The 24,376-nt window shown below is 69.0% G+C and carries 22 protein-coding genes; 13 read left to right on the top strand and 9 right to left on the bottom strand.

Annotated features, from left to right (window positions below; translation table 11 throughout):
- The first annotated feature begins 162 nt into the window (after positions 1-162).
- The 4 genes from guaB to guaA all read left to right on the top strand — a co-directional run bounded on the left by guaB (position 163) and on the right by guaA (position 6,442).
- Complete coding sequence (gene guaB / locus MOM01_RS14100; RefSeq protein ID WP_241386046.1) at positions 163-1,686, top strand: IMP dehydrogenase; 1,524 nt, start codon at positions 163-165, stop codon at positions 1,684-1,686.
- 71 nt (positions 1,687-1,757) lie between these two features.
- A complete protein-coding gene (locus MOM01_RS14095; protein WP_241386045.1) occupies positions 1,758-2,891 on the top strand; it encodes a GuaB3 family IMP dehydrogenase-related protein in 1,134 nt (377 codons plus the stop codon).
- A 186-nt stretch (positions 2,892-3,077) separates the two neighbouring features.
- Complete coding sequence (locus MOM01_RS14090) at positions 3,078-4,802, top strand: GMC oxidoreductase (protein WP_241386044.1); 1,725 nt, start codon at positions 3,078-3,080, stop codon at positions 4,800-4,802.
- Between the two features lie 68 nt (positions 4,803-4,870).
- Positions 4,871-6,442: a glutamine-hydrolyzing GMP synthase gene (gene guaA, locus MOM01_RS14085; protein WP_241386043.1), complete on the top strand. Its 1,572-nt coding sequence runs from the start codon at positions 4,871-4,873 to the stop codon at positions 6,440-6,442.
- Between the two features lie 98 nt (positions 6,443-6,540).
- On the opposite strand, the gene MOM01_RS14080 is transcribed toward guaA, so the two are convergent.
- Positions 6,541-6,777, bottom strand: coding sequence for a hypothetical protein (locus MOM01_RS14080; RefSeq protein WP_241386042.1), 237 nt, complete (start codon positions 6,775-6,777; stop codon positions 6,541-6,543).
- Positions 6,770-8,191, bottom strand: coding sequence for a PspC domain-containing protein (locus MOM01_RS14075; protein WP_241386041.1), 1,422 nt, complete (start codon positions 8,189-8,191; stop codon positions 6,770-6,772). Before MOM01_RS14075 ends, MOM01_RS14080 begins: the two co-directional genes overlap by 8 nt.
- Positions 8,192-8,324: 133 nt before the next feature.
- On the opposite strand from MOM01_RS14075, the gene MOM01_RS14070 reads away from it, so the two are divergent.
- Both MOM01_RS14070 and MOM01_RS14065 read left to right on the top strand, forming a co-directional pair.
- Positions 8,325-9,611, top strand: a complete 1,287-nt coding sequence (locus MOM01_RS14070) for an ATP-binding protein (protein WP_241386040.1) — start codon at positions 8,325-8,327, stop codon at positions 9,609-9,611.
- A complete protein-coding gene (locus MOM01_RS14065) occupies positions 9,608-10,294 on the top strand; it encodes a response regulator (RefSeq protein ID WP_241386039.1) in 687 nt (228 codons plus the stop codon). The genes MOM01_RS14070 and MOM01_RS14065 overlap by 4 nt, the downstream gene beginning before the upstream one ends.
- A 17-nt stretch (positions 10,295-10,311) precedes the next feature.
- Here the strand turns inward: MOM01_RS14065 and MOM01_RS14060 are convergent, their stop codons facing one another.
- A complete protein-coding gene (locus MOM01_RS14060; protein ID WP_241386121.1) occupies positions 10,312-11,463 on the bottom strand; it encodes a serine/threonine-protein kinase in 1,152 nt (383 codons plus the stop codon).
- 276 nt (positions 11,464-11,739) lie between these two features.
- Here MOM01_RS14060 and MOM01_RS14055 point away from each other — a divergent pair, with 276 nt between their 5' ends.
- The 4 genes from MOM01_RS14055 to MOM01_RS14040 are packed head-to-tail and all read left to right on the top strand — an operon-like array spanning position 11,740 to position 15,796.
- Complete coding sequence (locus MOM01_RS14055; protein ID WP_241386120.1) at positions 11,740-12,516, top strand: hypothetical protein; 777 nt, start codon at positions 11,740-11,742, stop codon at positions 12,514-12,516.
- Positions 12,513-14,081 (top strand): DNA polymerase Y family protein, encoded by a 1,569-nt coding sequence (locus MOM01_RS14050; RefSeq protein ID WP_241386038.1) that lies wholly within the window; start codon positions 12,513-12,515, stop codon positions 14,079-14,081. The genes MOM01_RS14055 and MOM01_RS14050 overlap by 4 nt, the downstream gene beginning before the upstream one ends.
- A 15-nt stretch (positions 14,082-14,096) precedes the next feature.
- On the top strand, positions 14,097-14,870 hold the full coding sequence (locus MOM01_RS14045) for an alpha/beta fold hydrolase (protein WP_241386037.1): 774 nt from the start codon (positions 14,097-14,099) through the stop codon (positions 14,868-14,870).
- 11 nt (positions 14,871-14,881) lie between these two features.
- A complete protein-coding gene (locus MOM01_RS14040) occupies positions 14,882-15,796 on the top strand; it encodes an exodeoxyribonuclease III (protein WP_241386036.1) in 915 nt (304 codons plus the stop codon).
- Between the two features lie 14 nt (positions 15,797-15,810).
- Here MOM01_RS14040 and MOM01_RS14035 read toward each other — a convergent pair whose 3' ends face one another.
- A complete protein-coding gene (locus tag MOM01_RS14035) occupies positions 15,811-16,959 on the bottom strand; it encodes an alcohol dehydrogenase catalytic domain-containing protein (RefSeq protein ID WP_241386035.1) in 1,149 nt (382 codons plus the stop codon).
- Between the two features lie 50 nt (positions 16,960-17,009).
- Here MOM01_RS14035 and MOM01_RS14030 point away from each other — a divergent pair, with 50 nt between their 5' ends.
- Entirely contained in the window at positions 17,010-17,537 is a 528-nt protein-coding gene (locus tag MOM01_RS14030) for a hypothetical protein (protein WP_241386034.1), read from the top strand.
- 53 nt (positions 17,538-17,590) lie between these two features.
- Positions 17,591-18,469 (top strand): sucrase ferredoxin, encoded by an 879-nt coding sequence (locus tag MOM01_RS14025; RefSeq protein WP_241386033.1) that lies wholly within the window; start codon positions 17,591-17,593, stop codon positions 18,467-18,469.
- Between the two features lie 61 nt (positions 18,470-18,530).
- Here the strand turns inward: MOM01_RS14025 and MOM01_RS14020 are convergent, their stop codons facing one another.
- The 3 genes from MOM01_RS14020 to MOM01_RS14010 all read right to left on the bottom strand — a co-directional run bounded on the left by MOM01_RS14020 (position 18,531) and on the right by MOM01_RS14010 (position 22,541).
- Positions 18,531-20,654 (bottom strand): MMPL family transporter, encoded by a 2,124-nt coding sequence (locus MOM01_RS14020; RefSeq protein WP_241386032.1) that lies wholly within the window; start codon positions 20,652-20,654, stop codon positions 18,531-18,533.
- Between the two features lie 319 nt (positions 20,655-20,973).
- On the bottom strand, positions 20,974-22,128 hold the full coding sequence (locus MOM01_RS14015; RefSeq protein ID WP_241386031.1) for an RNA polymerase sigma factor: 1,155 nt from the start codon (positions 22,126-22,128) through the stop codon (positions 20,974-20,976).
- 5 nt (positions 22,129-22,133) lie between these two features.
- Positions 22,134-22,541, bottom strand: coding sequence for a YciI family protein (locus MOM01_RS14010; protein WP_241386030.1), 408 nt, complete (start codon positions 22,539-22,541; stop codon positions 22,134-22,136).
- Between the two features lie 112 nt (positions 22,542-22,653).
- On the opposite strand from MOM01_RS14010, the gene MOM01_RS14005 reads away from it, so the two are divergent.
- Entirely contained in the window at positions 22,654-23,559 is a 906-nt protein-coding gene (locus MOM01_RS14005; protein WP_241386029.1) for a D-isomer specific 2-hydroxyacid dehydrogenase family protein, read from the top strand.
- Here MOM01_RS14005 and MOM01_RS14000 read toward each other — a convergent pair.
- Together MOM01_RS14000 and MOM01_RS13995 are read right to left on the bottom strand one after the other, a co-directional pair.
- Positions 23,553-23,888 (bottom strand): ArsR/SmtB family transcription factor, encoded by a 336-nt coding sequence (locus tag MOM01_RS14000; protein WP_241386028.1) that lies wholly within the window; start codon positions 23,886-23,888, stop codon positions 23,553-23,555. The genes MOM01_RS14005 and MOM01_RS14000 overlap by 7 nt on opposite strands.
- Complete coding sequence (locus MOM01_RS13995) at positions 23,875-24,333, bottom strand: SRPBCC domain-containing protein (RefSeq protein ID WP_241386027.1); 459 nt, start codon at positions 24,331-24,333, stop codon at positions 23,875-23,877. Before MOM01_RS13995 ends, MOM01_RS14000 begins: the two co-directional genes overlap by 14 nt.
- Between the last annotated feature and the right edge of the window lie 43 nt (positions 24,334-24,376).

The following is a 24,376-nucleotide window of genomic DNA, read 5'->3' as shown; positions in this document are numbered from 1 at the left end:
GGTGGGAGCCGAGGTTGTTCTCCCGAACAGATAACATGGACAAGTGCGTGCCGCTCTCTTTCCGCCCGTCGGTACGACGAGCGTGCACAGCCTTCATTCATTCCCGTTGCCGGACGGCGTTCCCGTCCGCTCCCATCGACTGTCACGGAGGGTCCGAACCGCATGAGTAGTACCGGAGGGCGCGTGCACACCGGCGGTGACGACCCGAACAAGGTCGCGATGCTGGGGCTGACCTTCGACGACGTGCTGCTGCTTCCCGCGGCTTCCGACGTCGTCCCGAGCCAGGTCGACACGTCGAGCCAGCTGACCCGCGATATCCGACTGCGGATCCCGCTGGTGAGCTCGGCGATGGACACCGTTACCGAGTCCCGCATGGCCATCGCGATGGCGCGCGCCGGGGGCATGGGTGTGCTGCACCGCAACATGGCCACCGAAGTGCAGGCCGCTCAGGTCGAGACCGTCAAGCGGTCGGAGGCCGGCATGGTCACCGACCCGGTGACCTGCAAGCCGACCGACACCCTCGCCGAGGTCGACGCGATGTGTGCGCGCTTCCGCATCTCGGGTCTGCCGGTCACCGACGACGAGGGCCAGCTCGTCGGCATCATCACCAACCGCGACATGCGGTTCGAGGTCGACCAGAATCGTCCGGTCGCCGAGGTCATGACGAAGGCTCCCCTCGTCACCGCCCGGGAAGGTGTCACCGCGGAGGCCGCGCTCGGCCTGCTCCGCCGCCACAAGATCGAGAAGCTGCCCATCGTCGACGGCCAGGGCAAGCTGACCGGGCTGATCACCGTCAAGGACTTCGTCAAGACGGAGCAGCATCCCAACGCCACGAAGGACCGCGACGGCCGCCTGCTCGTCGGCGCTGCCGTGGGCGTCGGCGACGACTCCTGGTCCCGCGCCATGACGCTCGTCGACGCCGGTGTGGACGTGCTCGTCGTCGACAGCGCACACGGCCATTCGGCCAACGTGCTGTCCATGATCTCCAAGCTCAAGAGCGAGGTCGGCGATCGCGTCCAGATCATCGGCGGCAACGTCGCCACTCGTGCGGGCACCGAAGCGCTCATCGGCGCGGGAGTGGACGCCGTCAAGGTGGGGATCGGTCCCGGCTCGATCTGCACGACCCGTGTCGTCGCCGGTGTCGGCGCCCCCCAGATCACGGCGATCCTCGAGGCGTCTACCGTGGCCCGTGCCCACGGCGTGCCGGTCATCGCCGACGGCGGGATGCAGTTCTCCGGCGACGTCGCCAAGGCTCTCGCGGCCGGCGCGTCCACCGCGATGCTCGGTTCGCTGCTCGCGGGTACCACCGAATCCCCGGGCGAGCTGATCCTGGTGAACGGCAAGCAGTTCAAGAGCTACCGCGGCATGGGTTCGCTCGGCGCGATGCAGAGCCGCGGCGAGGCCAAGTCGTACTCGAAGGACCGTTACTTCCAGGACGACGTGCTCTCCGAGGACAAGCTCGTGCCCGAGGGTATCGAGGGACGAGTGCCGTTCCGCGGGCCGTTGCAGCAGGTCACCCACCAGCTCATCGGCGGTCTGCGCGCAGCGATGGGGTACACCGGCGCCACCACGATCGAGCACCTGCAGGAGGCGCAGTTCGTGCAGATCACCGCTGCCGGCCTCAAGGAGAGCCACCCGCACGACATCACGATCACCGCCGAGGCGCCGAACTACGCGGTCCGGTAGGTTTCGCGGCCGCAGCAGGGTCCCGTCCCGAGTCCGGCGGGAGCATCGTCCAAGAGGAGAAAGGGGCGCGCGTGCGCGACCTCGTTGAAATCGGCATGGGTCGCACGGCCCGGCGTACGTACGAACTGCGCGACGTGGACATCGTCCCGTCCCGCCGGACACGTTCGTCGAAGGAGGTGTCGACCGCCTGGCAGATCGATGCCTACCGTTTCGACATCCCGGTGCTGGCGCATCCGACCGACGCGCTGGTGTCGCCCACCTTCGCCGTCGAGCTCGGTAAAGCCGGTGGTCTCGGTGTGATCAACGGTGAGGGCCTGTGGGGTCGTCACGCCGACGTCGATGCCGTCGTCTCGCGCCTCGCGGAGATCGCGAGCACGGATCCCCGCGCAGCAGTGCGTTATCTGCAGGAACTGCACGCAGCCCCGCTCCAGGGCGACCTGCTGGCCGCTGCCGTCGCGCAGGTGCGGGACGCCGGTGTCACCACCGCCGTGCGGGTGAGCCCGCAGAACGCGCGGACGCTCACCCCCGAGCTGGTGAAGGCCGGTGTCGACCTCCTCGTCGTGCAGGGCACCATCATCTCGGCCGAGCACGTGGCTCACGGCGAGGACGAGCCGCTGAACCTCAAGACGTTCATCTCGGAGCTCGACGTGCCGGTCATCGCCGGTGGCGTGAGCGATCACCGCACGGCGCTGCACCTGATGCGCACGGGGGCCGCCGGTGTGATCGTCGGCTTCGGTTCCACGAAGCAGGCGACCACCACGAGTTCGTCCCTCGGCATCGGTATTCCGATGGCGACGGCGATCGCGGACGCGGCAGCGGCCCGGCGGGACTACCTCGACGAAACGGGTGGCCGCTACGTGCACGTCATCGCGGACGGTGACATCGAGACCGCCGGCGACCTCGCGAAGGCGATCGCGTGCGGTGCCGACGCCGCCGTGCTCGGGGCGCCTCTGGCGCTCGCGGACGAGGCGGCGGGACGGGGCTGGTACTGGCCGTCGGTCGCCGGACACCCGTCGATGCCCCGCGGCGCTGCCGTGCGTATCACCGAGGGTGATCGTCCGGGTCTCGCCCGGGTGCTGTTCGGTCCGTCCGACGATCCGTCCGGTTCGCTCAATCTCGTGGGCGGTCTGCGCCGGTCGATGGCGAAGGCCGGATACTCGGACCTGAAGGAATTCCAGAAGGTCGGTCTGTCGGTCCGCGGATAGCGCGGGAACTTCTCCCGGCGCCTTCCCGGTGGCCGGTCACAGCGTCGGACGACGCTGTGACCGGCCATCGGTGTTTCGGCAGCTTTTTCATGCAACTGCACGTAACGGGTAGAGTCGGGCCTGTGCCTGTAGTCACACCGCCGCGGTGCATACTGGCCGGTAACAATTCTCGTCGCTGGAGGTTCCATGGGTAAGCAGCGGGTCACGGACTACGACGTCCTGATCGTAGGTTCGGGTTTCGGCGGAAGCGTCACGGCGTTGCGGCTGGTGGAGAAGGGGTACAAGGTCGGCGTTCTCGAGGCCGGCCGCCGCTTCGCCGATGCCGACTTCGCGAAGACCAGCTGGGACCTGCGCCGATTCCTGTGGGCTCCCCAGTTCGGCTGCTTCGGAATCCAGCGGGTCCACCTCCTGCGCGACTGCCTGATCCTCGCGGGTGCCGGGGTGGGCGGCGGGTCGCTGAACTACGCCAACACCCTCTACAAGCCCCCGGCTCCCTTCTTCGAGGACCGTCAGTGGGCCCACATCACCGACTGGCACGACGAGCTGAGTCCGTACTACGACCAGGCGAAGCGGATGCTCGGCGTCGTTCGGTACGGCCGGATGACCGACGCCGACAAGGTGATCAAGTCGGTGGCCGACGACATGGGTGTCGGCGACACCTTCATCCAGACGCCCGTGGGCGTGTTCTTCGGTGAACCCGGACGCACGGTGGCCGATCCCTACTTCGGTGGTGTCGGCCCGGATCGCACCGGATGCATCGAGTGCGGTGAGTGCATGACCGGCTGCCGGCACGGAGCGAAGAACACTCTCGTGAAGAACTATCTGGGTCTGGCGGAACGCGCCGGAGCCGAGATCATCCCGCTGACCACCGTCACCGACCTGCGTCAGGCCCCCGACGGCAGCTGGGACGTGATCACCGAACGGACCGGCGCCTGGGTCCGCAAGAAGCGCCGGACCTACACGGCCTCGCATGTGGTCCTCGCGGCCGGCACATGGGGAACGCAGCACCTGCTGCACCATCTCAAGGACACCGGGGCGCTGCCCGAGCTGTCCGGGCGACTGGGCGAACTCACGCGCACCAACTCCGAATCCATCGTCGGTGCAGGCAAGATGAGTGTCGACCGCGATCTGGAGCTCACTCAGGGTGTCGCCATCACGTCGTCCTTCCATCCGACGCCGGATACGCACATCGAACCGGTGCGGTACGGCAAGGGATCCAACGCCATGGGATTGCTGCAGACGCTCATGACGGACGGCGACGGCCCGGTCCCGCGGTGGGCGAAATTCCTCGGACAGGTCGTGAAGAATCCCGTCAAGATGCTCCGGATGCTGTCCGTGCACCGCTGGAGCGAGCGGACCATCATCGCCCTCGTGATGCAGAATCTCGACAACTCCATCACGACCTACACCACCAAGGGTCTCTTCGGCCGGCGCAAGGTGACCAGCAAGCAGGGCCACGGACAGCCGAATCCGACGTGGATCCCGGCCGGCAACGAGGCGACCCGGCGCATCGCCGAGAAGATCGACGGTGTGGCAGGGGGCACATGGGGGGAGATCTTCAACATTCCGCTCACCGCGCACTTCCTCGGGGGCGCGGTCATCGGTTCCGATCCCGATCACGGCGTGATCGATCCTTATCACCGCGTGTACGGATACCCCACGCTGAGCGTCGTCGACGGGGCCGCGGTCTCCGCCAATCTCGGCGTCAACCCGTCACTCACCATCGCGGCCCAGGCGGAACGCGCTGCGGCACTGTGGCCGAACAAGGGGGAGAACGACCTCCGTCCCGAGCAGGGGCAGCCCTACCGCCGGATCGCGCCGGTCGAACCGAAGAATCCGGTGGTGCCCGTCGACGCTCCCGGCGCGCTGCGGCTGCCAGTCGTCGAGATCAAGCACAGCGGCGTCGCATAGCGATCAGCGAAGAGACCGGATGAGCGGCCGCGTCGGGAACACCCGGCGCGGCCGCTTAGACTGTTCGGGTGTCGCAAAGTCAGCAGTCCAGACCGGTCGTCGTCGTCGATTTCGGAGCCCAGTACGCGCAGCTGATCGCTCGGCGGGTACGCGAGGCCAATGTGTACTCGGAGGTCGTGCCGCACACGGCCGGCGTCGAGGAGATCGCTGCGAAGAACCCCCGCGCCGTGGTGCTGTCCGGTGGGCCCGCCAGCGTGTACGAGGAAGGTGCTCCGCGCCTCGATCCTGCACTGTTCGACCTCGATGTCCCCGTCTTCGGAATCTGCTACGGCTTCCAGGCGATGGCCCAGGCGCTCGGCGGCACGGTCGCGCACACCGGCTCGCGCGAGTACGGACGCACCGAGATGTCGGTCTCGGGCGGTGTGCTGCACGACGGCCTGCCTCCCACCCAGCCGGTGTGGATGAGCCACGGCGACGGCGTCACCGAGGCGCCCGAGGGTTTCGAGGTCACGGCCAGCAGCGCCGGCGCGCCGGTCGCGGCCTTCGAGGATCGCGCCCGCCGGCTCGCCGGTGTGCAGTACCACCCGGAGGTTCTGCATTCTCCCCACGGCCAGCAGGTGCTCAGCCGGTTCCTGCACGACATCGCCGGGATTCCCGGTGACTGGACCGCAGCGAACATCGCCGACGCACTCGTCGAGCAGGTGCGGGAGCAGATCGGCGACGGCCGTGCCATCTGCGGCCTGTCCGGTGGTGTCGACTCCGCCGTCGCGGCCGCCCTGGTGCAGCGTGCCATCGGCGACCGTCTGACCTGTGTTTTCGTCGACCACGGGCTCATGCGCGAGGGCGAGCGGCAGCAGGTCGAGAAGGACTTCGTCGCCGCTACCGGCGCCCGTCTGATCACCGTCGACGCGTCCGAGACGTTCCTGCGTGAGCTCGCGGGCGTCACCGACCCGGAAACCAAGCGCAAGATCATCGGCCGCGAGTTCATCCGGTCCTTCGAGGGTGCGGTCTCCGAGGTGCTCGGCGAAGGCGCCGACAAGGGTGAAACCGTGAAGTTCCTCGTGCAGGGCACCCTGTACCCGGATGTGGTGGAGTCCGGTGGCGGTTCCGGTACTGCGAACATCAAGAGCCACCACAACGTCGGCGGGCTCCCCGAAGACATCGAGTTCGAACTCGTCGAACCGCTGCGGTTGCTGTTCAAGGACGAGGTGCGTGCCGTGGGCCGCCAGCTCGGCCTGCCCGAGGAGATCGTCGGCCGTCAGCCCTTCCCCGGCCCCGGCCTGGGCATCCGCATCATCGGCGAGGTCACCCGCGAGCGCCTCGACATCCTGCGTCGCGCCGACTCGATCGCCCGTGAGGAGCTGACCTCCGCCGGGCTCGACGGCCAGATCTGGCAGTGCCCGGTCGTCCTGCTCGCCGACGTCCGCAGCGTGGGTGTCCAGGGTGACGGCCGTACCTACGGTCATCCCATCGTGTTGCGTCCGGTGTCGAGCGAGGACGCCATGACCGCCGACTGGACGCGACTGCCCTACGAGACCCTCGAGCGGATCTCCACGCGCATCACGAACGAGGTCGCCGACGTCAACCGCGTGGTGCTCGACGTGACGAGCAAGCCGCCGGGAACCATCGAGTGGGAGTGATGCCTGCTCTTCGCAGCGGGTGAGACAGCGGCGTCCCCCGGACCGGATCGGTCCGGGGGACGCCGTGTTCTTCCCTGTCGTTCTTCGTCGTCCTTCCGTCACGAACCCCGACGGCTGGGGAGGAGGACCAGCACCGCCCCGACCACCAGTGCGACGCCCACGAGCACCCACCCGAGGTCGACGGAGGCGAAGACGTCGAGGGGGAACGGCCCGATCATCGCCCACCCGCTCACCACCAGCGCGACCAGCGCGGACAGCAGGAGCAGGGGAGAAGGACGCCGGCGGGTGCGTCCGGCCTTGTTCTCGCTGCACGTTCCGGTGTCGTGATCAGCCACGGCGCACCTCCAGAGATCCGAATTCCACGGCCGCGTCCAGTGTCAGGACCGGCCCTTCCCGACCGTTTCCGCCCGTGTCGAGTCCGGGTTCGGGGCATCGCTCGACGGATCCTGCCTTGGCGGTACAGGTGGCCCGGACGTCGAGATCCTCGGGCAGCAGCACCTCGACGCTGCCGAATCGGCCGTCGATCCGTACCGTGCGGTCCTCCGTGAGGTCGAGTCCGCGCAGATCCAGGTTCATGGAACCGAACCGGAAGTCGTACTCCGACTGCAGCTGTTCGGTGGTGGTCGGAGACCAGTTCCGGTTGCCCCACGACGACGTGTCCATCGACGAGAGGGGCCGGCCGGTCGGTCCGGCGAGCGAGGCCAGGACGACGAACCCGAGCAGGGGACCGGTCACGACGAGCAGTCCCTGGCCGCGGCGCAGGAACGCGCCGATCAGCAGACCCACGCCGATCACGGCGAGGGCCACGGCCCCCACGCGGGCTGGTGTCACCCAGGCCAGATCGGCGGCAGCGCCCAGCGCGCCGGTGACGGCCGCAGCGATCACCGCGAGCCCGAGCACGGTGGTGGTCAGGCGCGACCGCCGATTCTCGACGACGGCGGGTTCGCGTTTCGGTGCAGGCTCGGGCAGGTCCCAGGCGAACGGGGCGACTCCGAGCGGGTCCCATTCGGGTGGGGAGTGGCGCTCGGGGGAGAGCGTCTCGGCGCCCGGTTGCGGCGGGTCGGTGTCCTTGCGTAGATCGGGCATCGGGGACGAATTCCTCTCCGTGGTGTCCGTTGTGACCGTGGTGTCCGAAGCCTCCGAGGAATCCGGTGCCCCGGCGGCGTCCGGGCTCTCGGACGTCTTCGGGGCCGGCTCGTCCGTGCTCGCCGGGACCGTGCCGGTATGTACGGCCCGGATGGAGTGGAAGGGGTGCGTCATCGGCGGGTGGAGGAAGGAGGGCTGGGCGGGAACGGGTGTTCCTTCCGGAGCCGGGAGGACAGGTGGTTCGGGCTGCCGCTGGTACAGCAGCCACCACCCGCCGAGCAGCAGGAGTGTTCCGATGAAACCGGAGCCCCCCGATCCCGCCCCGATCGGGCCGATGGCCCCCGCCGCGATCGCCAGGGCCACAAGAATGACGACGACCTTGGTCGTCGAATCCGAACCGGACCCGCGCCCGACGAGCGATTCGAGCGAGGAGACCTCGTCTCCGTGACGGGGGAAGAGCAGCCAGGCTGCCAGATAGAGCACGAGACCGCCGCCGCCGAACAGGGCCGAAGCGACGAATACGACGCGGAGCAGCACGGGATCGACGCCGTACCGCACCCCGATTCCGGAGCACACGCCGGCGACGTGGCCCTCCTTCGGTAGGCGCACGGGGCGGGTCCGCCACATGTCCGCCACCTGGTCCTGAAAGCTCCTCGTGTCCATGCCGTCAATCCTGGCGCGACCCGGCGCGCAGCACATCAGGGACGAACCCTGATTTCGGAGAGCCCGATCGGCGCCGGGACCTCAGGGTTCGTCCCCGATGCCCGGACGGCCGGGTCCGTGCCAGTATCGAAGTGTGCAACCGGTACCTGGATTACCCGTCACCGTTCCGCGCCTCGAACGGCGCGTGGGCGGTCGCGTCGTGGGCGGTGTGGCCGGTGGTCTCGCCGATCATCTCGGCATCGATGCCACCAAGGTGCGGGTCGCGTTCACGGTGCTCTCCGCCCTCGGCGGATTCGGTATCGCGGCCTACGGCCTGCTGTGGATGTTCGTGCCTCCGGGCTCGGATACCGAGCGTCCCACCGGATCGGAGCGCCGCCGTGCCATCGGCCTGGCGTTCATGGGAATCGGTCTGGCGGTGGGGCTCTCGTGGCTGCTCAGCGGTGGAGCCGCCGCAGTGGTCGTTCCGATCATCGTGGTCGTCGTCGGTGCTGCCCTCGTGTGGCGCGAGTTCGACGTCGAAGGGCCGCGATCGGTGCTCGGTCTGCCGGCTCATCCGACGGTCCTCGCGTGGGCCCGGGTGCTCGGTGGTCTGACCCTCGTCGTCACCGGGCTCGGCGTGATGGTCATCGCGCAGGTCGACGTCGCGGCATTGCGCTCGTCCCTGCTGGCGGTCGTGGTCACCCTGATGGGTGCGGCACTGCTGTCGGTGCCGTTGTGGATCCGGATGTGGCGTGCTCTCGAAGCCGAACGCGCGGCCCGGGTGCGCAACGAGGAGCGTGAGGAGATCGCGTCGCACCTGCACGATTCGGTGCTGCAGACGCTGGCTCTCATCCAGAAGCAGGCCGACGACCAGCAGGAGGTCGTGCGGCTCGCACGCAGCCAGGAACGCGAACTGCGTCGCTGGCTGTTCGGCGGGGACGAGTCGCCCCGGTACTCGCTTGCCGAGACGCTGCGCACCATCGCAGGTGAGGTGGAGGACCAGTACGGGTTGTCGGTCGAACCCGTCATCGTCGGTGATGTCGCCCCCGACGACGAGGATCTGTCCCCCGAGGCGGCGACCGCGGTGCTCGGCGCGACCCGCGAGGCGCTCGTCAACGCGGCCAAGCACGCGGGGGTCGACAGCGTCGATCTGTTCGCGGAGGTCGAACCGCATCAGGTCAGCGTGTTCGTGCGTGATCGCGGCGTCGGATTCGATCCCGACGAGGTCCCGGCCGACAGGCAGGGATTGGCGAAATCCGTTCGTGCCCGGATCGAGCGTCGCGGGGGTCGTACCGTGGTGAAATCGAGCCCCGGCAAGGGAACCGAGATCCGCATCCACATGCCTCGTGCCGGCCGGGAGCATACCGAGCGGGATGAGGAGACGGTATCGACCTTAGAGTGGGAGGTGACCGACCCCCGCCCCGAGGAGCAGACTCAGTGACTTCGATTCCGGCGACATCCTCGGGTGCCACCGAGAACAACCGTTCGTTCCGTGTCTTCCTGGTCGACGATCACGCCGTCTTCCGCTCGGGGGTGCGAACCGAGTTGGGCCGGGAACCCGACATGGAGATCGTGGGGGAGGCGGGGGGTGTCGCGGACGCCGTCGCCGGAATCGGTTCGAGCAGACCGGACGTCGTGCTTCTCGACGTCCACATGCCCGACGGCGGTGGTGTGGCGGTGCTCCAGCGGATCCCGGACGGGCCGGTGTGCCTGGCGTTGAGCGTGTCCGATGCGGCCGAGGACGTCATCGCCGTGATCCGCGCCGGTGCACGCGGATACGTGACGAAGACGATCTCCGGCCCGGATCTGGCCGACGCCGTCCGGCGGGTCGCGGGCGGGGACGCGGTGTTCAGCCCGCGTCTGGCCGGTTTCGTCCTCGACTCGTTCACCGGGCGGTCGGCCGCGCCGGAGCCGCCGCTCGATCCCGAACTCGACTCGCTGACTCCGCGAGAACTCGAAGTGCTGCGCCTGCTCGCTCGTGGTTACACCTATCGGGAGATCGCCGAGGAACTCGTGATCTCGGTGAAGACCGTGGAGACGCACGCCTCGAACGTCCTGCGCAAGACTCAGCAGTCCAACCGCAATGCGTTGACACGCTGGGCGCATCGGCGCCGCATCGACTGACGCGGCCATCTCACCCGTCAGACGACGACCAGTGCGATGACGACGGCGACGAGAAGCGCCACGACGACCACCGCGACCATCGCGGCCATCGCCAGAGGGGCGTACGCGACGATGCGGTCCTGCGGGTTGTCGGGCACGGGTCCCTTCGGGAGGAGGCGGTCGAGCAGTCCGGCCGGGGAGAAGGTCTTCCCGGAAGCCCGGGTGTCCCCGGCGGTCTGCCCCGCAGCGGCGAGGGAACGATCGACGAAGGATCCTCGTGGACGGGGAGGCTCGGCGATCGGGGCGGAACGTTGCGCCCACGAGGGGATCGTCCCGTCCTCGGACTGGATGGGCCGGCCGCGCAGGTTCGCCGCCGACCCGCTGGGGCCGAGCACAACGCGGGCGAGGAGATCGCGCGCCTGCTCCATCGTCGGGCGTCGTGACGGGTCCGGCTGGAGCAGTTCGAGCAGGGGCTCGGTGAGGGGGCCGGTCTGCGTGGGCATGACGATCTCGCCTCGGGCGACCCTGTGCAGCAGTGCGATCGAATCGGTCTCGAAACCGAAGGGTGGCCGGCCCTCGACGGCGGTGTAGAGGGTCGCGCCGAGGGAGAAGACGTCGCTGGCCTCGGTGGGGTCGTTGCCGCGCGCGACCTCCGGGGCGAAATAGGCGGGTGTTCCGATGATCACGCCGTCCGGATCGTTGTCGCCTTTCGCCCGGGCGATGCCGAAGTCGCTGATCTTCACGATTCCGGCCCCTCGACCACGTTCGGCGATGAGGATGTTGCCCGGTTTGACGTCGCGGTGGACGATCCCGACGGCGTGTGCGGCGGTGAGCGCGTCGGCGACGTTCGCGCCGATCTGTGCCACCACGTACGGGGGGAGGGTGTCGACGACGTTCATCACCTGCGCCAGGCTGCGGGACGGCAGATGTTCCATGACGAGCCACGGTTCGCCGTAGTGCAGTGCCACGTCGTACATCGAGATGGCGTGCTCGTGGGTGAGCTGGGCCGCCGCCCGGCCTTCGCGCAGTGCGCGGCGCCGGAGTTCCTCGGCTTCGTCGGGAGCGAGATCGGCCGTGGAGATCACCTGTTTGACGGCGACGTCGCGGCCCAGGCGGGTGTCGCGCGCGAGCCAGACGGCACCCATACCGCCCCCTCCGAGCTTGGAATCGAGCCGATATCGACCGGCCACCAAGTGATCCGGCCCTACGGCCCGTCCCGCCCACGCCTGCTCTGCCACCTGATCGAGCGTAGTCGATGGGAGATGCCCGCCCCGGGCGAAGTCGTGTGAGTTGTGCCGTAGTCGCTGTTCGGAGGGGTTACGGCCCTCCGCTTGACGGGAAGGAGCGAGGTCGGGTCTACTGGACGGAGTCGAAAGTATGTTCGAATAGAGTTCGAGCCGGACCACGACTTCCCCGTGGTCGGCCGGTCGTGTGTGCAAGGCGGCAGGCGGATGACAGGGGTGACAGTGGGCGAGGTGGCCGAATTTCCGGTGGACGACGAGGAAGCGGCTCGGCGGGGCACTCTCCGCGCCGAGCGGGTCGAGGTGTTGCGCCGTCGCATCGCGGCCGTACCGGCACGCGGCGAGGTCCCGTCCGTCGCGCGAGGGCGGGTCGAGACCGCCTCCGAATGCATCCTTCCCGTTCCGGCTCCCCTCGCGGAACTGTTGCCGCACGGAGGTCTGGTGCGGGGCAGTGTCGTGTCGATCTCGGGCGCTACCTCCCTCCTTCTCGGGGTGCTCGCTTCCGTGACCGCCTCCGGGGGATATGCCGCCGTGATCGGCCGGCGCCGGTTGGGTCTTCTGGCCGCTGCGGAGATGGGAGCCCGATTGCACCGGCTGGCGGTGATCCCCGATCCCGGGCCGGATCCCGTGGAGATCGCGGCTGTGCTGCTCGACGGGATCGACCTGGTGGTTCTGGGGCTCGGCGGAGCGACGGTATCTCCTTCTCGCGCACGTGCGGTCGCAGCGCGGGTCCGTAGCAGGCAGTCCGTCCTCGTGGTCACCGACGGTCGCTGGGAAGGGGCTCAGGTGCGACTCGAAGCGCAGGTCGACGGCTATCACGGAGTCGACGGTCCCGGGCGGGACCGATTGTGTGCGACGCGATTGTCGGTCCGGGCACACGGACGAGCGTTCTCTCCGCGTTCCACCCGCATCGAGGTGAGCGCCGACCACAGTGCCGTCACCTGGGCATACGCCGATCGGAATCCGGTGGAGGACAGGAATTCGCGGAAGGCGGCCCGGTGAACGACCGAGCACCGGTGCGGGTCCTGGCACTGTGGTGCCCAGACTGGCCTGCGGTGGCCGCCGGTGCCGCCGCCGAACTGCCCGCGACCGTGCCGATCGCCGTGGTGTCGGCGAATCGGGTCGTCGCGTGTTCCGCTTCGGCGCGGGCCGCAGGGGTGCGGCGCGGACTGAGGCGTCGTGAGGCGCAGGCCCGATGCCCGGAACTCCATGTGACCCGATCGGATCCGGACCTGGAGGCGAGGACGTTCGAGGCGGTGGTGGCCGCGATCGATGCGGTGGCCCCGAGCGTGGAGTTGCTACGCCCGGGTCTGGTGGTACTCGCGGCCCGCGGTGTGGTCCGCTGGTTCGGTTCGGAGGAGGCTGCCGCGGAAGCCCTGATCGACGCGGTCGCCGCGAGCGGTGTGGAATGTCAGGTCGGGGTCGCCGACGAATTGTCCACCGCAGTCCTCGCTGCCAGGCGGAACGTGCTGGTCCCGACGGGCGCGGGCGCCGAATTCCTCGCTCCGCTCCCCGTCTCGTATCTCGCGGTGGAACCGGCACTGTCGGCTCCCCGGCGGGCCGACACCGTGGACCTGTTGCGGCGACTCGGTATTCGTACCATCGGAGCATTCGCGGCGCTGTCTCCGATCGATGTGGCGTCACGATTCGAGGCCGACGTGGTCGCCGCGCACCGGAGTGCGCGAGGTCTGCCGGAACGTCCCCCGTCGGGACGGCCGATTCCCCCGGAGCTCACGGTGGAGCATCCCTGCGATCCGCCGGTGGAGCGGGTGGACGCGGCGGCCTTCGCCGGTCGCGCTCTCGCCGAACTGCTCCACACCCGGCTCGCCGCGGCAGGGGTGGCGTGCACACGACTGCTCGTGACCGCTCGCACCGGAGCGGGTGAAGAACTCGCGCGCACCTGGCGTTGTGCCGAGCCGCTCACCCCCGAGGGCACGGCCGATCGGGTGCGGTGGCAGCTGGACGGATGGCTCACGGGCCGCAATGCGAACCGGCCCACGGCGGGAATCGTGCTGCTGCGGCTCGAACCGGTGGAGGTCGTGGCCTCGGGGGCGTTGCAGCTGGGCTTGTGGGGTGGCGTCGGAGACGAGGACGAACGCGCGCGCCGGGCGTTGATCCGGGTGCAGGGACTGCTCGGTGGCGATGCCGTCCGGACGGCCGTGCTCGGCGGCGGGCGCGGTCCGGCCGAACGGATCGTTCTCGTGCCCGTCGGCGACGAGGCGGTGCCGCATTCCGATCCGGACGCCCCGTGGCCGGGCAGATTGCCTCCGCCCGCTCCGGCACTGATCCTGAACGTTCCTCCGCCCGTCAGGCTGGACGACGACGTGGGGAATCCCGTGAGGGTGACCGAGCGCGGTCTGCTCAGCGGATCACCCGCTCGGCTGCGATGGGGAAGTCGCAGCTGGACGGTGGCCGGATGGGCCGGTCCGTGGCCGGTGGACGAGTACTGGTGGGATCCGGTCGCCGCGCGGTGTGCTGCCCGCCTGCAGGTGCTGCTCGAGGGATCCCGGGTACTGCTGGTGCTCTTCGGCTCGGACGGCTGGCGGGTGGAGGGGGTCTACGACTGAGTAGGCTCGGTCCACATGAGATCCACCGTCCGTACCGCCGCACCGAACGGGGTCACCCTCGCGTACCGCGAGTTCGTCCCGTCCGTCGCCGCCCGTTCCGTGCCGGTGCTGCTGGTGCACGGTATGGGTGGCGACGGGAGTACGTGGACCCGGTTCGCCTCCACCCTGGTGAAGGCGGGCAGGCGGGTGATCACGGTCGATCTGCGCGGGCACGGACGCAGTGCCCGGGCCGAGTCGTATCGCTTCGGCGACTTCGCCGCCGATCTCGCCGGGTTGTGCGCCCACCTCGGGATGGAGGCCGTCGATCTCGTCGGGCACTCGCTCGGTGGTCACGTCGGATCGCTGGTCGCGCAACAGCATCCCGGCCTCGTCCGGCGTCTCGTCCTCGAGGAGACGCCCCTGCCGTTGCGGGAAGGTGATCCGGTGCCGACCGTTCCGGCGCGTCGCCCGACCCCCGCCGAGCTGTGGCATGCGACGACCAGCATGGTGCTCAACCCGCGCGCGGTCACGGCGTTCGACAGGTCGATGACCGGATCTGTCGTCAGCCAGTTCCACACACCGAATCCCGCATGGTGGAAGCACCTTCCGCGTCTCGAGGCGCCCACCATGCTCCTGCGGGGCAGGCGGCGGGGGAGCCTGGTGGACCCGCGACTGCTCGACGCCGCCGTGGAACTGCTCCCCTCGGCTTCGGTGCGCGAACTCGCATGCGGTCACAGTGTCCACCGCGACCGCGCGGGCGATTTCGCCGCGGCGGTCGTCCCGTTCCTCACCGGCCGGGCGGCTGCCTAGACTGGACGATCGTGCGGATCGCGAGTTTCAACATCAACGGAATTCGTGCGGCCCAGCGACGTGGATTCGAGGACTGGCTGCGCGAGCGTAATCCGGACGTGGTGGCCTTGCAGGAGGTACGCGCTCCTGCCCCGGCCATTCCTGCCGGTGTGTTCGGCAAGTACCACCTCGCCTACGAGGAGGGCGTTCTTCCGGGCCGCAACGGCGTCGGGATCCTGACACTCCACGAGCCCGCGGCCGTGCGCACCTGGAGCGGCACCGCTCTGCTGCGACTGCCCGGTGACGAACACGTCGACCGGATCGAGTTCGACCGGGGACCGCTGGCACGGGGACTGTCCGAATTCGCCCACGAGGGCCGGTATCTGGAGGTGGATCTCGCCGATGCGCCGGTCACCGTCGCGTCGCTGTACCTGCCGAAGGGCGGGCTTCCTGCGCACCTCCAGAAGCCCGGTCGCATGCGTGACGAACCGGACGGCGGGATCCGCTATCAGCGCAAGATGCGTTTCCTGTCCGCCTTCGCCCGCCAGTTGACGCGGTCGCGCCTCGCGGCACGCGCCCGGGGCCGGGAGTTCCTGGTGATGGGCGACTTCAACGTCGCGCACACCCGCTACGACGTACGCAACTGGCGGCGACGCAATCAGGCCGAGGGGTTCCTCCCCGAAGAACGCGCGTGGTTCGATTCGCTGCTGTCGCCGCGCACCCTCGTCGATGTCGTCCGCCGGCACCATCCCGAGGTGGACGGCCCCTATTCGTGGTGGTCGTGGCTGGGGGATTCCTTCGCCGCCGATTCCGGCTGGCGGATCGACTACCACCTCGCCACCCCGCGACTGGCCCGGACCGCGGTCTCTGCGGGGACCGACCGGGATCCGGCGCCGGACCGGAGGATCAGCGATCACGCGCCGGTCGTCGTGGACTACGACATCTGAGACGCCGTCGTGGACTACGACATCCGAGACGCCGTTGTGGACGGGGGATGTGGACTCCGGTCCATGGTGACGATCTGGCGCAGCGCTGCTCCATCCGCCAGGACGTCCATCGCCTCGTTGATCCGGCTCAGCGGGAGACGGCCGGTGACCAGTCGCTCGACCGGAAGACGCCCTTCGCGCCACATGTCCACGAATCGGGGGATGTCGCGCCGCGGCACGGCGGAACCGAGATAGCTGCCGACCAGCGATCGCCCTTCGCCCACGAGCGCTGCGGGTGACACCTCCAGCCGTGCGTCGGGTGCGGGAAGCCCCACGGTCACCGTGGTTCCTCCCGGACCCGTGAGCGCGACCGCCGTGCCGAGAGCGGGCACGCTCCCGGCGGCCTCGACGACCAGTCTCGCCTTCACGCCCCGGTCGACGGCTTCGTCCGGCGACAGGACGTGTTCGGCTCCCAGTGTGCGGGCCGTCGCGCGTTTGTCCGGCGAGGTGTCCACTGCAATCACGGTGACGTCGTCGTGGGCGAGAGCGACGAGCAGGGCGGCCATGCCCACTCCGCCGAGGCCGACGACGACGAGGGTGTCCCCGGGGCGGGGCCGGGCGGCGTTGACGACCGCGCCGCCTCCGGTCAGTACGGCACACCCCATGAGTGCGGCGACCTCGGCGGGTACGTCGTCGCCGATCCCGACGAGGGATCGCGTGTCGACGACGGCACGAGTTGCGAAAGCCGAGGCACCCAGATGGTGGTGGATGTCGGTTCCGTGCCGGTGCAGTCGCCGCGCGCCCGACAGCAGCGTGCCTGCCGCGTTCGCGGCCGAACCCGGGATACAGGGGCGCACACCGTTGCTCGCGCAGCCTTCGCACTCTCCGCAGCGCGGCATGAACGTCATGACCACCCGCTCGCCGACCGAGAATCCTTCGGCGTCGTCTCCGAGCTCGACGATGCGTCCGGCCGCTTCGTGTCCGAGGAGCATGGGTACCGGTCGCGGCCGGTTGCCGTCGACGACGGACAGATCGGAATGGCACACCCCGGCGCATTCGATCTCGACGAGCGCTTCGCCCGGGCCCGGCGGATCCAGTTCGAGAAGCTCCACGCTGAGGGGAACGGTGTCCCCGTAGCGGCGTCGGCGTCCGATCTCCTCCAGGACTGCTCCCGTGATCTGCACGAGTCTCCCTTCCGCGGGTTCGGTGGATTCGTACCCCTAGCATCGTGAGCATGGCACTCACGCGGGCAGACCGCTTCCTCGTCGGCGCGAGCGCCGTCTTCATCGTGTCCCAGGTGAACATCGGCCGGGTACTCGGATCCACGGCCGCGACGGTGGGCGCCGTCCAGAGCGCCTTCTCCGCCGCGCGGTACCGCACGATCCTCGACGATCTCGGGCCCGACGAGATCGAGCGCTACCGGAAGCACTACTACTGGGACATGGTGCATCCGATGACCTTCGCAGTTGCGCTGCGAGCCGGCGCGCGAGCGCTCGACGAGCACCGGCCACTGTCCGCCCGCACCCGTCGGATCCTGATGACCGCGCCGGTCGTCGCCGCCGCAGGTGATTACGTCGAGAACGTCGTCGGCCTGTATCTGCTCGACCATCGTTCCCGCATCGACGACAGGACGGTGCGGGCCACCTCGGCCGTCAGCCTCACCAAGTGGGTGCTGGCGCTCGGCAGCTTCGCGTATCTGTCCCAGGGATTCGTGCGGATGTGGAGCGAGGCCGGGTTGCGCAGGCTGCGCAGGAGCGCATGACCGGGGCGGAGGGCGCCGATCGCGCCCGGGAGCGGACGGGTCACAATGTCCGCGTGACCACCACCCCCGATCCCACCTGTTCCGTGCTGTCCGCTCTCGACGAGCCGTTGCCCGGCACCGCTGCGACGGCCCCGGGCTACGTGTGCCTCGAGGTGCCGACGGGCTGGGGTCGCGACGTGCTCGACGGCACTGCCCTCGGCGACGGGCCGGCGGCCGAGTTGTCGGATCTCGCACAGGCCGCGGATGTGCGCATCCTGTTCATCCGGCGGCCCGGCCGCGAGGTGGTACGACGGACCCGGACGGTCCTGCTCTCGCGCACCGAACCGGAGAACACGTGGTGCGAGCGGCTCGAGATCACCGATCCCCGTGAACTGGTCGACATCGTCCCCCGCGTGGTCGCGGGACCGGCTCCCGGGATCGGCACCGCTGTGGCGGATCCGATCACACTGGTCTGTGCTCACGGCAAACGTGATCGATGCTGCGCAGTATTGGGTCGTCCGGTAGCGGCTGCTCTCGCTACCGAGTTCGGACAGGACGTCTGGGAATGTTCACACACCGGAGGGCATCGTTTCGCGCCGTCGATGATCCTGCTCCCCACCGGTTACACCTACGGGCGGCTCGATCCCGAGGGCAGCATCGCTGCTGTCCGTGAAGCGGCTCGGGGGAGAGTGCACCCCGTCGGTTTGCGCGGGCGCAGCACCTGGAGTGCGGCCGGGCAGGTCGCCGAGATCGCGGTGCGCGAGACGATCGGCGACGTCACCGTCGACGCCGTGAGCGTGGAGGACGGGCCCGAACCGACCGTGCGTCACCGCGACGGCCGGGCGTGGCGGGTCGAGGTGAAGACCTCGGAGCTGCCGCCGCGACCGGCGAGCTGCGGCGCCGTCGCCAAACCGGTTCGTCCCCTCGTCGCCACGACGATCACGCAGCTGTAGCCGGCCGGGCCTCACGGTGCCCCGGGCCGTCGGCCTCTCAGTGCCCCGGGCCGTCGGCCTCTCAGTGCCCCAGGCCGACCTTCGCGTGCACGCGCTTCATCCATGCCGGTGCCCACCAGTTGGCCTCGCCCATGAGCTTGACCAGGGACGGCACGAGCAGCATGCGCACGATGGTCGCGTCGATGATCAGGGCGACGATCATGCCGACTCCGAGGAAACGCATGATCGACAGGCCCGAGATGGTGAAGGCTCCGGTCACCACGATCAACAACAGTGCGGCCGCCGTGACGACACGTCCGGTGCGGGAGATGCCGTACTCGACCGCCTCGACCGTGGTCGCCCCGGCCGCGCGGGCCTCCATCATCCGCGACATGAGGAACACCTCGTAGTCGGTGGACAGGCCGAACACCACCGCGAGGATCAGGACGACGAAGGTCGGTTCCATCTCGGCGGGAACCACGTGCAGCAGCGAAGCGCCGTGCCCGAGCTGGAACACCCAGGTCAGGACGCCGAACGTTGCGGCCAGGCTCAGCGCTGCCATGAGGACGGCCTTGATCGGCAGCGCCACCGACCCGAACGCCAGGAACAGCAGTACGAGGGTGGAGAGCACCATGATCGCGATCATCCAGGGCAGTGAATCGGACACGGCCTGATTCGCGTCGTCGACGAGGGCGCGTCCGCCGCCGACCAGCAGATCGGTGCCGTCCGGTGCCGGCAGGGCCCGCAATTCGTCGGTGATCTCGCTCGCTCGTTCGGTGCCGTCCACCCCCTGCGCGTAGAGAGCCTGCAGAACCACGACGTCCGATTCCTGTCCGACGATCACAGTCTGCGAGATGCCGTCGACCTTCGCGGCCCCGGTGGACACCGTGCGCACAGCAGCGCTGTCGGGTGCCTGTCCGTCCTCACCGCGCAGCACGAGTGTCGCGCCGTTGCCGGTACTCGGGAACTCGTCGAGCAGTGTCTGGGTGGCTGCGCGGGCCTGACTGTCCTCGGGCAGAGCGGTGTACTCGATCTCCCCGAATCCGGCCTTGACCACCGGCGAGGCGATGACCAGCAGACCCGCCGTGATGACGATCGCGATCAGGGCCGGGCGACGCAGGACCCTGCGCACGACGCCGCCCCAGAAACGCCGGGCGCGCGCCTCGCTGCGGGTCGAGGTCTCCCGGTCCCACGTCCACGCGTTGATCCGGTGACCGAGCATCGCCAGCAGAGCCGGGACCGCCGTCAGCGACAGCACGGCAGCACCGAGCACGGCGGCCATGGCACCGAGACCGAGCGAGCGGAGGACCGTCTGCGGGAAGACCAGCATGCCCGCGAACGCGCAGATCAACAGCGCCGCGGAGAACATCACCGTGTGGCCGGCCGTGGACATCGTCCGTTTGACCGCCGCGGGAACAGCCGAACCGGCCGCGAGTTCCTCCCGGTACCGGCTGACGATGAACAGGCCGTAATCGATGGCCAGACCCAGGCCGATCAGCGACGTGATGTTGAGCGCATACGAGGACACGTCGGTGAAGGTGGACAACAGGCGCAGCGTGGCCAGGGACGAGAAGATCGCCAGCACACCCACGAACACCGGAACCGCGGCGGCGACCACACCACCGAAGATGAACACCAGCAGCACGAGGGTGATCGGGACGGCGATGAGCTCGGACCTGATGAGATCGTGTTCCAGGGTGTCGGTGAATTCGACGGCCACGACGGTGTTGCCCGCGAACTGCGATTCGACACCGGGAACTTCGAGCAGCTCGAGGGTCTCCTGGAAGGTCGCGGTCGTGACGCCGGAATTCGCGCCCAGTGTGATCGACGCGGCGACGCTGCGCTGGTCGGTCGACAGCAGCAGCTGGTTCATCGGGGGAGGAGCGGTCCAGTAGGTGGAAATCGTCTCTGCGGGGACGGCCTGCTGGAACTCTGCGAGGGTCCGCTCGACATCGGGACGGATGTCGTCGACGGTGCGCCCGTCGGGCGCGGTGTACAGGGCGATGATGTCCGCGGCCTGTGACCCGAAGTTCTCGTAGATGATCTGCTCGACCTCGACGGCCTCGCTGTTCGGATCGTAGTAGCCGGTGCCGGCGAGCTTGCCGAAGATGCCGATGCCCCATGCACCGGCGAACAGCACGACGAGCAACACGATCGCCAGGACCCATCGGCTCCTGGTGACCACGATCTCGGCCCAGCGATTCATGCCCACTCCCGGTTCCGCTGACGATTGTGACGATCGGCAACTGTACTGGCGCCGGGCGGGAGGGCTGCACCGTGCTCGGGGGAGCGGCAGGAAGTGCTCGAAGAAGAAGGGTGGACCGACGCGCCGGATGCCTCACGGCACAGTGCGCAACGTGGCTCCAGCCGGACGGTATTCCACGAAGGCGGTTTTTCATCGGCTCCGGGGCGTACGCGACGCGCCGATCCACACTCCTCAACGACACGGGGGCACGATCCATTCCCACTGCGCCGAAAGTGTCCGAGGTCACATTCCACTGGTGGTCCGGTACTTGCCGTGGAGGTCAGTGCAGGCTGTGGAGATGTGCGGCCCGACGCACGAGATGTTCGCGCTCGGCGAGGCTGGTCGCGAGGTGCGCGGCCTCGGCATAGAGCCGCGCTGCCGTCATCGTGTCGCCGGCACGCTCGTGGAGATACGCCGCGGCCGCCGTGCAGCGGGGCAGGCTGGGATCGAGTTCGGCCAGGGCGGCCAGGCCGGCCCGCGGCCCGTCCGCCTCACCGAGGGCGACAGCGCGGTTGAGACGAGCGACCGGGTTGTCGGTGAACCGGAGCAGTTCGTCGTACCACTCGACGATCTGTACCCAGTCGGTCTCCTCGGCGGTACGTGCGTCGGCGTGCAGCGCGGCCACGGCCGCCTGTGCCTGGAACTCCCCGAGTCTGTCGCGGGCGAGCGCGGCCTGGAGAATCTGCACTCCCTCGCCGATCATCTGCGTGTCCCACAACCGGCGGTCCTGTTCGGCGAGGGGGACGAGGCTGCCGTCCGGCCGGGTTCGTGCCGCCCGCCGGGCGTGGTGGAGCAACATCAAGGCGAGCAGGCCCGCCACCTCTTCGTGGTCGAACACCGCAGCCAGCCGGCGTGTGAGCCGGATGGACTCGGTGGCCAGGTCGACGTCGCCCGAATAGCCCTCGTTGAAGACGAGATAGAGCACGCGCAGCACCGTGGCCACGTCCCCCGGCCGGTCCAGCCGCACGTCCGCGACCGTGCGTTTGGCCCGGCTGATGCGCTGGGCCATCGTCGCTTCCGGGACGAGATAGGCCTGCGCGATCTGCCTGGTGGTCAGTCCTCCCACGGCGCGCAGGGTCAGCGCGACGGCCGATGCGGGAGTGAGGGACGGATGGGCACACAGGAAGTACAAGGCCAGCGTGTCGTCCACCGATCCCGCCGGGCCCGGGCGGGGTTCCGCCTCGACGAGGATCTCGCGGCGTCTGCGAGAGCTGTCCGCGCGCACGGTGTCGAGGAATCTGCGCCAGGCCACCGAGACCAGCCAGCCCTTCGGGTCGCGCGGGGGATCCTCGGGCCATACCCGGAGGGCCTCGACGAGTGCGTCCTGCACGGCATCCTCGGCCGCCGCGAAATCCGATCCGCGGCGGACGAGGATGCCGATCACGGCGGGAACCAGCGTGCGCAGAAGAGTCTCGTCGCCGATAGCTGCCGCCACGGCTCTCACTCCGTGACGGTGGGAGGCGCCGTGAGGAACGGTCGGATCTCGAGCCATTCGTGGATGGGCTTTCCGCCTGCTCCCGGCGCGGCGGAGAGTTCACCGGCCAGTTCCAGGGCCCGGTCGTAGCTGTCGACGTCGATCACCATCCACCCGGCGATGAGATCCTTCGTCTCCGGGAACGGCCCGTCGGTGACCGGGGGACGCCCCTCACCGTCGTACCGGACGAAGGTGCCCTCGGGTGAGAGCGCCTGCGCGTCGACGAACTCGCCGGTGCTCTCGAGACGGGCGGCGAAATCCTGCATGAACCCGATGTGAGCGGAGACCTCGTCCGGCTCCCACTGGTCCATGGGTACGTCGTTCACCGCGGCCGGGGCGCCGCGGTAGTGCTTGAGCAGCAGGTACTTGGCCATGCTCTTCTCCTCTGTGCGGTACGGCCCATTGTGGCCGCGCTCATGGAGGAGACGGAACCGCTTGACGATTCTCGACATCCCGCCGCGGCGTCCTCGAGGTTAGGGTCGCGGCATGCGTATTCATCTCGGACCCGGCCGCGACGACCATCTCGCTGCGGCGATCGTCGCCGGCGGCGGAACGCTCTGCGAGCTGGACGAAGCCGACGCTCTGGTGTGGGACGGAAGCGCCGAGGAGTTCCCGGATCTGCCCGATCGGGTGCGATGGGTACAGCTGACCTATGCCGGCATCGAGCCGTTCTTCCGGGCGGGACTGATCGACGACCGGCGGGTGTGGGCGAATGCGTCCGGTGTCTACGCCGACAATGTGGCCGAATACGCGGTCGGGGCGCTGCTCGTGGGGCTGCGGCAGTTCCACGCGTCGATCGCCGCGAAGCGGTGGAGCAAGGATCTGCTCGACCCACGGGTCCGCACACTCCACGGATCGACCGTCGCGATCGTCGGGTGCGGCGGCATCGGCCGGGCGATGATCCCCCGCTTGCGGGCCTTCGGTGCGGACGTCGTCGCGGTCAACCGGTCGGGGCGTCCGGTGGACGGGGCGAAGGTGACGTTGCCGGCCGACCGGACGGCGGAGGTGTGGTCGCTGGCCGATCACTTCGTCGTCGCCGCGCCCGCGACCGCCGAGACCGACCGTCTCGTCGACGCCGCAGCCCTCGGGGCGATGCCGGAGACGGCGTGGCTGGTGAACGTCGCGCGAGGCAACCTCGTCGACACGGACGCGCTGGTGGAAGCGCTCCGGAACGGTGTGATCGCCGGGGCGGTACTGGATGTCACCGACCCCGAACCGCTGCCGGACGGTCACCCCCTGTGGGATCTCGACAATGCCGTGATCACTCCGCACATCGCCAATACCCGCAGCCGTCTGACGGAGACCTTCGCTCCCACGCTCGAGGAGAACGTACGCCGATTCGCCGCGGGCGAGGAACCGATCGCCCGTGTCGATCCGAGCGCGGGTTACTGAGCGTTCTCGGCCGCGCCCTTGATCGCCGACAGGCGACGTTCCCAGCCCGCCCCCACTGCGTCGATCGCGCGTCCCACGGCGCTGAGTCTCGATCCGGCCGCGGAGAACCGGATCTCGCGGCCCACTCGTTCGGACGTGACGAGACCGCACCCCTCGAGCACCGCCAGATGTTTGGCTATCGCCTGGCGGGAGACGGTGAACTCGGCTGCGAGACCGGACGCCGAAGCCGGTGAGCGTCCGAGTCGTTGCAGGATGCGCCAGCGGGTGTCGTCCGCGAGGGCGGCGAAGACGGGATGCAGATCGGTGGGCGTCTCGTCAGTGTGAGGCAACGGTTCCGTCCTTCTCGAGATGGCTCTTGGCGATCTCCAGTTCGGTGACCCACCCCCGGGAATTCTCCTCGAAGCGGGTGCGTCGCTCTCCGGCATCGCCGGGAAGTGACTCGAATCCGGTTTCGATCACCCGTAGTTCGGTGAGCCCGGTGTCGAGTGCGGTGAGCCGGAACTCGACGAGAGTGGAGGGGCTGTCGGGGTCGGTGTGATCGGCCAGCCACCGGAAGGCCGCGTAGTGCGGCTCGTCGAGGGTCACCGTACGGAAGACGAAGGCGCCGTGGACGGGATCGTGCACCGTGGTCAGGTCTCCGTCGCGTTCGAGCCGATGGTCGGTCCATTCGTGATCGTTGATGTACCAACCGGGCTCGGATACGAGCGCCCACACCCGCTCGACGGGGGCGTCGATCGTGATGCCGCGTTCGATGCGGTCGAGATCGTCGGTCATGGCTTCTCCTTCGATAGAAGTGCAACTACAGGGTTGCACTGAA

This window comes from Rhodococcus sp. CH91, from assembly GCF_022554085.1.
In the GTDB taxonomy this organism is placed as follows: Bacteria; Actinomycetota; Actinomycetes; order Mycobacteriales; family Mycobacteriaceae; genus Rhodococcus.
This window is presented reverse-complemented; position numbering and strand designations above follow the sequence as displayed.